At 61.8% G+C, this 8215-nt stretch carries 6 protein-coding genes; 2 read left to right on the top strand and 4 right to left on the bottom strand.

The genetic code is table 11. The features are described 5' to 3' along the window. Nucleotides 1-109: 109 nt before the first annotated feature. The 4 genes from HU811_RS22220 to HU811_RS22205 form a co-directional block, all read right to left on the bottom strand. Nucleotides 110-2956, bottom strand: a complete 2847-nt coding sequence (locus tag HU811_RS22220) for a valine--tRNA ligase (protein ID WP_186658112.1) — start codon at nt 2954-2956, stop codon at nt 110-112. Nucleotides 2957-3214: 258 nt separating this feature from the next. Continuing rightward, nucleotides 3215-3580: a DNA polymerase III subunit chi gene (locus HU811_RS22215; RefSeq protein ID WP_092456357.1), complete on the bottom strand. Its 366-nt coding sequence runs from the start codon at nt 3578-3580 to the stop codon at nt 3215-3217. A gap of 7 nt (nt 3581-3587) precedes the next feature. Next, the gene (locus HU811_RS22210; protein ID WP_047228876.1) at nt 3588-4016 is read right to left on the bottom strand and encodes a DNA polymerase III subunit chi; all 429 of its coding nucleotides are present in this window, start codon (nt 4014-4016) and stop codon (nt 3588-3590) included. Between the two features lie 60 nt (nt 4017-4076). Further along, nucleotides 4077-5567, bottom strand: a complete 1491-nt coding sequence (locus HU811_RS22205; protein WP_186658100.1) for a leucyl aminopeptidase — start codon at nt 5565-5567, stop codon at nt 4077-4079. 315 nt (nt 5568-5882) lie between these two features. Here HU811_RS22205 and lptF point away from each other — a divergent pair, with 315 nt between their 5' ends. Next, entirely contained in the window at nt 5883-7004 is a 1122-nt protein-coding gene (gene lptF / locus HU811_RS22200; protein ID WP_047228878.1) for an LPS export ABC transporter permease LptF, read from the top strand. Beyond that, nucleotides 6997-8058 (top strand): LPS export ABC transporter permease LptG, encoded by a 1062-nt coding sequence (lptG, locus tag HU811_RS22195; protein ID WP_092393633.1) that lies wholly within the window; start codon nt 6997-6999, stop codon nt 8056-8058. The genes lptF and lptG overlap by 8 nt, the downstream gene beginning before the upstream one ends. The last annotated feature ends 157 nt before the right edge of the window (nt 8059-8215 follow it).

The raw sequence follows: 8215 nt of genomic DNA, 5'->3' as shown, positions 1-8215 counted from the left end.
CGCTTTCGCGAGCAAGCCCGCTCCCACAAGAGATCTTCATTGTTTGGAAAAAAGTACCAGGCATAAAAAAGGAGGCCCATCCGGACCTCCTTTTTCACTGCAATCCCCGTTACAGGCTGGAGATCCGTGCATGTTGCTCGGCCAGCTTGCCCAAGGCCTGTTCAGCCTCGGCCAGTTTGGCGCGTTCCTTCTCGATGACTTCAGGCGGCGCCTTGTCCACGAAACCGGCGTTGGACAGTTTGCCGCCGACGCGCTGGACTTCGCCCTTCAAACGCAGGATTTCCTTGTCCAGGCGCGCCAGTTCGGCAGCCTTGTCGATCAGGCCGGCCATCGGCACCAGCACTTCCATCTCGCCGACCAGGGCGGTGGCGGACAGCGGCGCTTCTTCGCCAGCGGCCAGGACGGTCACCGATTCGAGCTTGGCCAGTTTCTTGAGCAGCGCTTCGTTCTCGTGGAGGCGGCGCAGGTCTTCGGTGCCGGTATTGTTCAGGAACAGGTTCAACGGTTTGCCCGGGCCGATGTTCATTTCGGCGCGGATGTTACGCAGGCCCAGCATGAAGGTCTTGAGCCATTCGATGTCGTCTTCGGCAGCAGGGTCGATGCGGGTTTCGTTGGCCACCGGCCACGGTTGCAGCATGATTGTCTTGCCTTGGGCGCCTGCCAGCGGTGCGACGCGCTGCCAGATTTCCTCGGTGATGAACGGCATGAACGGATGCGCCAGGCGCAGTGCCACTTCCAGCACCCGCACCAGGGTACGGCGGGTGCCGCGCTGGCGTTCGACCGGGGCGTTTTCGTCCCACAGCACAGGTTTGGACAGTTCCAGGTACCAGTCGCAATACTGGTTCCAGATGAACTCATACAACGCTTGTGCCGCCAGGTCGAAACGGAACTGATCGAGTTGGCGGGTCACTTCGGCTTCGGTGCGTTGCAGCTGGGAAATAATCCAGCGATCAGCCAGCGTCAGCTCAAAGGCTTCGCCGTTCTGGCCGCAGTCTTCGCCCTTGTCCAGCACGTAGCGCGCGGCGTTCCAGATCTTGTTGCAGAAGTTGCGATAACCCTCGACGCGGCCCATGTCGAACTTGATGTCACGACCGGTGGACGCCAACGAGCAGAAGGTGAAGCGCAGGGCGTCGGTGCCGTAGCTGGCGATGCCGTCGGCGAACTCTTCGCGGGTGGCCTTCTCGATCTTCTTCGCCAGTTTTGGCTGCATCAGGCCCGAAGTGCGTTTGTGCACCAGGGTTTCCAGATCGATACCGTCGATGATGTCCAGCGGGTCCAGGACGTTGCCCTTGGACTTGGACATCTTCTGGCCCTGGCCATCGCGCACCAGACCGTGCACATAGACGGTCTTGAACGGGACTTGTGGCGTGCCGTCTTCGTTTTTCACCAGATGCATGGTCAGCATGATCATCCGGGCGACCCAGAAGAAAATGATGTCGAAGCCGGTGACCAGTACGTCGGTGGAGTGGAATTTCTTCAGGAACTCGGTCTGCTGCGGCCAGCCCAAGGTGGAGAAGGTCCACAGGCCCGAGCTGAACCAGGTATCGAGTACGTCGTTGTCCTGCTGCAAGGCAACGTCCGGGCCGAGGTTGTGCTTGGCGCGGACTTCGGTTTCATCGCGGCCGACATAGACCTTGCCCGACTCGTCGTACCAGGCCGGGATGCGATGGCCCCACCACAGTTGGCGGCTGATGCACCAGTCCTGGATGTCACGCATCCATGAGAAGTACATGTTTTCGTATTGCTTGGGGACGAACTGGATGCGACCGTCTTCTACCGCAGCGATCGCAGGTTCGGCCAACGGTTTGGTGGACACGTACCACTGATCGGTCAGCCACGGCTCGATGATGGTGCCGGAGCGGTCGCCTTTCGGCACTTTAAGGCCGTGATCATCGACGCTGACCAGCAGGCCGGCCGCGTCGAACGCCGCGACGATCTGCTTGCGCGCTTCGAAGCGGTCCAGGCCGGCGTATTCGGCCGGGATCTGGCCGTCGACAGTTTCGTTCAACGTGCCGTCGAGGTTGAACACCTGGGCCGCCGGCAACACGTTGGCGTTCTTGTCGAAGATGTTCAGCAGCGGCAGGGTGTGGCGCTTGCCGACTTCGTAGTCGTTGAAATCGTGGGCCGGGGTGATTTTCACGCAGCCGGTGCCGAATTCGGGGTCGCAGTAGTCATCCCCGATGATCGGAATGCGACGACCGACCAAGGGCAGTTCGACGAACTTGCCGATCAGGGCCTGATAGCGTTCATCGTTCGGGTTCACCGCCACGGCGGCATCGCCGAGCATGGTTTCCGGGCGCGTGGTGGCGACGATCAGGTAGTCCTTGCCTTCAGCGGTGGTTGCGCCGTCGGCCAGTGGGTATTTGAGGTTCCACAGGAAACCTTTCTCGTCGTGGTTTTCCACTTCGAGGTCGGAAATGGCGGTGTGCAGCTTGGTGTCCCAGTTGACCAGGCGCTTGCCGCGATAGATCAGGCCGTCTTCATGCAAGCGCACGAAGGCTTCTTTCACCGCTTCCGAGAGACCATCGTCCATGGTGAAACGCTCGCGGCTCCAGTCCACGGACGAGCCCAGGCGGCGAATCTGGCGGCTGATGTTGCCACCGGACTCGTCTTTCCATTCCCAGACTTTCTCGAGGAATTTCTCGCGTCCCAGGTCATGGCGGTTCTGACCCTGGGCTTCGAGGCGACGTTCCACCAGCATCTGCGTGGCGATGCCCGCGTGGTCGGTGCCCGGCTGCCAAAGGGTGTTGCGGCCTTGCATACGGCGGAAACGGATCAGGGCATCCATGATCGCGTTGTTGAAACCGTGACCCATGTGCAGGCTGCCGGTGACGTTCGGCGGCGGGATCATGATGGTGTAGGAATCGCCCGCGCCTTGCGGAGCGAAATAATTCTCGGACTCCCAGGTGTTGTACCAGGAAGTTTCAATGGCGTGCGGCTGGTAGGTCTTATCCATGCGCGGCGGGACCCTATTGGCATTTATTCAGGAAAAGCCGGGAAGTATAGCGGGGCGAAGGACGCAGGGCGAGCCAGTACGCAGTGAGCGCGTATTAACAGGCGCAACAAATCCTGTGGCGAGGGAGCTTGCTCCCGCTGGGGCGCGGGGCGGCCCCCAAAGTGTCAAGGAGTGAGATGGGGGCAGCTCGCCAGTGTTACGGCTGCTTCGCAGCCGAGCGGGAGCAAGCTCCCTCGCCACAAAAGCGGGGAAGTGCTTTTATTCGTACTGACTCAGCAACCGCTCCATCCGCGCATCCAGCCGGCGCTTGATCTCGGTCTCGATGTGCGGAGCGAAGTCGTCGATGACGTCTTGCATGATCAATTGCGCGGCGGCGCGCAGTTCGCTTTCCAGGTGCAACAGGGCATCGGGGCCTTTGGCCTCGGTCTTGGGCGCTGGCTTGGGTTCGGGCTGGCCGGTGATCGGCTCGAACAGCAGTGGAATCTGCTCATCATGCTCGGGCTCGTGCTCCACCGTATCGGTCAACAGCGGTGGTTGCAGGTTGTCGTCGCCGAGCAGTTGGCGGATCGACTCGAGGTCGTCCAGCAGGTGCGTGGGCTTTTGTGGCGGTTTTGGAGTGTCCATCGTGGGCTCAGAGTCGCTGTAAACGGTGGTCTTGCAGAGGATAGCCCTGTTCGCGGTAGAAACGGAAACTCTCCCGCGCGGCTTGCCGGATGCCCGGGTCTTCCACCACCACTTCCGCCACGCGGGCGAAGCGCTGGGCAAAAGGCGGCACTTTCAGGTCAAGGTTGACCAGCAAGTCCTGATGCTGACCGCAGTCATCCCCCAGCCCGAGCACGATCAATCCTTCGGGTTCGTTTTCGGCCGGGCCATGGGGCACGAAGCTTTCGCCCTTGAAGGCCCACAGGCGTGCATCGAGGTCATCGCGCTGGGCGGCATCGCTGCAATGCAGGTAGATGCGGTGGCCCATGCGCCAGGCTTTTTCGGTGAGCTTGCAGGCGAAATCCAGCCGCGCCGACGGATCGGCGCTGGGCAGGATGTAGAAATCGACTTTGGTCATTGCAGTTCCTGAGCCGCCATTGGCGCCGCCCGAAGGCGACGTCAACGCCGGTCATCGGTGTCAGGCCTTGGCGCGATCCAGCAGGTATTGGGTCAGCAGGGGAACCGGCCGGCCGGTGGCGCCCTTGTCCTTGCCGCCGCTGGTCCAGGCTGTGCCGGCGATGTCCAGATGCGCCCAGTTCAGGTTCTTGGTGAAGCGCGACAGGAAGCACGCCGCCGTGATCGTGCCGGCTTTCGGGCCACCGATGTTGGCGATGTCGGCGAACGGGCTGTCCAGTTGCTCCTGGTATTCGTCGAACAGTGGTAACTGCCAGGCGCGGTCGTCGGCTTGCTGGCCGGCGCTGAGCAGTTGGCCGATCAGTTCGTCGTTGTTGCCCAGCAGACCCGAGGTGTGGGCGCCGAGGGCGACGACGCAGGCGCCGGTCAGGGTGGCGATGTCGATCACCGCTTGCGGCTTGAAGCGCTCGGAGTAGGTGAGGGCGTCACACAGCACCAGGCGGCCTTCGGCGTCGGTGTTGAGGATTTCCACGGTCTGGCCGCTCATGGTGGTGACGATGTCGCCCGGACGCGAGGCGGTGCCGCTGGGCATGTTCTCGGCGCAGGCCAGGATGCACACCAGGTTGATCGGCAATTGCAGTTCGAGCACGGCGCGCAGGGTGCCGAACACGCTCGCGGCGCCGCCCATGTCGTACTTCATCTCATCCATGCCGGCGCCGGGCTTGAGGCTGATGCCGCCGGTGTCGAAGGTGATGCCCTTGCCGACCAGTGCGTACGGCTTCTCGGATTTCTTACCACCGTTGTATTGCATGACGATCAGGCGCGGCGGCTGGGCGCTGCCCTGGCCGACGGAATAGAACGAACCCATGCCCAGGTCTTTGATTTTCTTCTCGTCGAAGACTTCGACTTTAAGGCCCTTGAATTCCTTGCCCAACGCCTTGGCCTGTTCACCCATGAATGTCGGGTGGCAGATGTTCGGTGGCAGGTTGCCCAGGTCGCGGGTGAAGGCCATGCCATTGGCAATCGCGGTGGCGTGGGTGACGGCGCGCTGGACTTCAGCCTGGGCGGCTTTGATGGTCAGCAGGGTGATTTTTTTCAGGGCGCGCGGTTCGGCTTTCTGACTCTTGAACTGGTCGAACTGGTACTCGCCGTCCACCAGGGTTTCAGCCAGCAGACGGTTTTTGCCGTAGCTGTCGCGACCCTTGACCACCAACTCGTCCAGCGCCAGGACGGCATCAGTGCCGCCCAGAGCCTTGAGGGTGCCCAGCACGCCGGCGATGACTTTACGGAACGGACGGTCTCCCAGCTCGGCGTCCTTGCCCACGCCCACCAGCAGCACGCGCTCGGCCTTGAGATTGGGCAGGTTGTGCAGCAACAGGCTCTGGCCGACTTTGCCAGCCAGGTCGCCGCGCTTGAGCACGGCGCTGATGGCACCGCCGCACAGGGCGTCGAGTTGGGTGGCGACGACGCCGAGCTTGCGGCCTTCACCGACGGCAACCACCAGCGTGGCGGTTTTCAACGTTTCTGGGCTGACGCTTTTTACAACCAGTTCCATGTGCGGATCCCTGAATGAATGGTCAAGATGCCAGGCGCCGACACAATGGCGCGCTGAGCGAGCTTCTTCTATATAAGAGAAGCGCCGGTGCTTGCCGGCGACAAAGGCCGCAGTTTGAACCCCGGCGCCGGGGCCTGACAACCCCACCGACAGCGCTAAGTTGTGGCTTTAAGCGCCGGGTTAAAGCGTGCGAAGTGACAGGCGCCCCCAATCACAGGATAATGCGGCTCTTTTTTCGGCGGTTCGCCTTGGTGGGCCGGCTCGATACGTTTGCTTGTTTGGCCGCCTTAGCCTGACAACCTTGGAGTGTCTGGTTTGATCGTCTTTCGTTATCTATCCCGCGAAGTCCTGCTGACCCTGAGCGCCGTGAGCGCCGTGCTGCTGGTCATCATCATGAGCGGGCGTTTCATCAAGTACCTCGCCCAGGCGGCTTCCGGCGCGCTGGATCCGGGCTCGCTGTTCCTGATCATGGGGTTCCGCCTGCCGGGCTTTTTGCAACTGATCCTGCCGCTGGGGTTGTTCCTGGGCATTCTGCTGGCCTATGGTCGCTTGTACCTGGACAGCGAAATGACCGTGCTGTCGGCCACCGGCATGAGCCAGCAACGCCTGTTTCGCATGACCCTCTTCCCGGCCACTCTGGTGGCGCTGGTTGTGGCCTGGCTGAGCCTTAGCCTGGCGCCCCAGGGAGCCAACCAGTTCCAGATGCTGATCAACCAGCAGGACGCCCTGACCGAGTTCGATACCCTGGTGCCCGGGCGCTTCCAGGCCCTGCGCGACGGGACTCGCGTCACCTATACCGAAGAACTTTCGGAAGACCGGGTCGACCTGGGCGGCGTCTTCATTACGCAAAAGAACGTGTCTTCCGACACCAAGAAAGACCGCGGCATTTCGGTGCTGGTGGCTGAGAAGGGGCGTCAGGAAATCAACCCCGACGGCAACCGCTACCTGATCCTGGAAAACGGCTACCGCTACGACGGCAAGCCGGGGCAGGCCGATTATCGGGCCATCAAGTACGACACCTATGGCGTATTGCTGCCCAAGCCCGAGGTCAGCGACGAAGTCACCGACCGCGACGCCATGCCCACCTCCAGTTTGCTGGGCAACAACGACATCCGGGCGCGCACTGAATTGCAATGGCGCCTTTCGCTGCCGCTGCTGGTATTCATCGTGACCCTCATGGCGGTCCCGCTGGCGCGAGTCAATCCGCGCCAGGGCCGTTTCCTCAAGCTGCTACCGGCGATTCTTCTGTATATGGCTTACCTGACCATCCTGATTTCCGCCCGTAGCGCGCTGGAGAAAGGCAAGATCCCGCCCGCGCTGGGCCTTTGGTGGGTGCATTCGATCTTCCTGGCGATTGGCCTTGGGTTGCTTTACTGGGAGCCACTGCGCCTGAAGCTGGCCAGTCGTCGCAGCGCGCTGGAGGTGGCCCGTGGTTAAACTCGATCGGTACATCGGCAGCAGTGTGTTCATGGCGATTCTCGCGGTGCTGGGGATCATTCTTGGCCTGGCGACCCTGTTCGCTTTCATCGATGAAATGGGTGACGTCAGCGACACCTATACCTTGATGGACGTGCTGAGCTACGTGCTGCTGACCGCCCCGCGGCGGCTCTACGACATGTTGCCGATGGCAGCGCTGATCGGTTGCCTGATCGGCCTGGGCAGCCTGGCGAGTAACAGCGAGCTGACCATCATGCGCGCCGCCGGTGTTTCCGTTGGTCGGATCGTCTGGGCTGTGATGAAACCGATGCTGGTACTGATGCTGGTGGGTTTGCTGGTCGGCGAATACGTTGCCCCGGCCACTGAAAACACCGCCCAGGCCAATCGTTCCCTGGCCCAGGGTGGCGGCGACGCACAAAGCGCCAAGCACGGCCTGTGGCACCGCCAGGGCGACGAGTTCATCCACATCAACTCGGTCCAGCCCAACGGTGTCCTGTACGGCGTGACCCGTTACCGCTTCGACGACCAGCGGCACATGCTGTCGTCGAGCTTCGCCAAGCGCGCCAGGTTTGTTGAAGATCACTGGCAACTGAGTGACGTCACCACCACCTTGTTCCATGACAAACGCACCGAGGTGGTCGCCGCCCCGCAAGAGCGCTGGGACGTGGCGCTGAGCCCGCAGTTGCTGAGCACCGTGGTGATGGCGCCGGATTCCCTGTCGATTACCGGCCTGTGGGGGTATATCCACTATCTGGCGGATCAGGGCTTGAACAACGGCCGCTACTGGTTGGCTTTTTGGGTCAAGGTGTTGCAGCCGCTGGTCACCGCAGCCCTGGTGCTGATGGCGATTTCCTTCATCTTCGGTCCGCTGCGTTCGGTGACTCTTGGTCAGCGAGTGTTTACCGGCGTGCTGGTGGGCTTCACCTTCCGTATTGCCCAGGATTTGCTGGGGCCGTCCAGCCTGGTATTCGGTTTCTCGCCGCTGTTTGCGGTGCTGGTACCGGCCGGTGTCTGTGCGTTGGCCGGGTTCTGGCTACTGCGCCGGGCGGGTTGACCCAGATTTCCTATGGTGAACGGGCTCCTGTGGCGAGGGAGCTTGCTCCCGTTGGCTGTGTTGTAGGAGCTGTCGAGTGCAACGAGGCTGCGATCTTGCCTCAAGCACTTGAGTCTCAAGAGAACATTCAAAGATCGCAGCCTTCGGCAGCTCCTAC

Source organism: Pseudomonas tehranensis, assembly GCF_014268615.1.
Lineage (GTDB): Bacteria > Pseudomonadota > Gammaproteobacteria > Pseudomonadales > Pseudomonadaceae > Aquipseudomonas > Aquipseudomonas tehranensis.
Note: the sequence above shows the minus strand (reverse complement) of the source record. Positions and strands in the feature narration are given on the sequence as shown.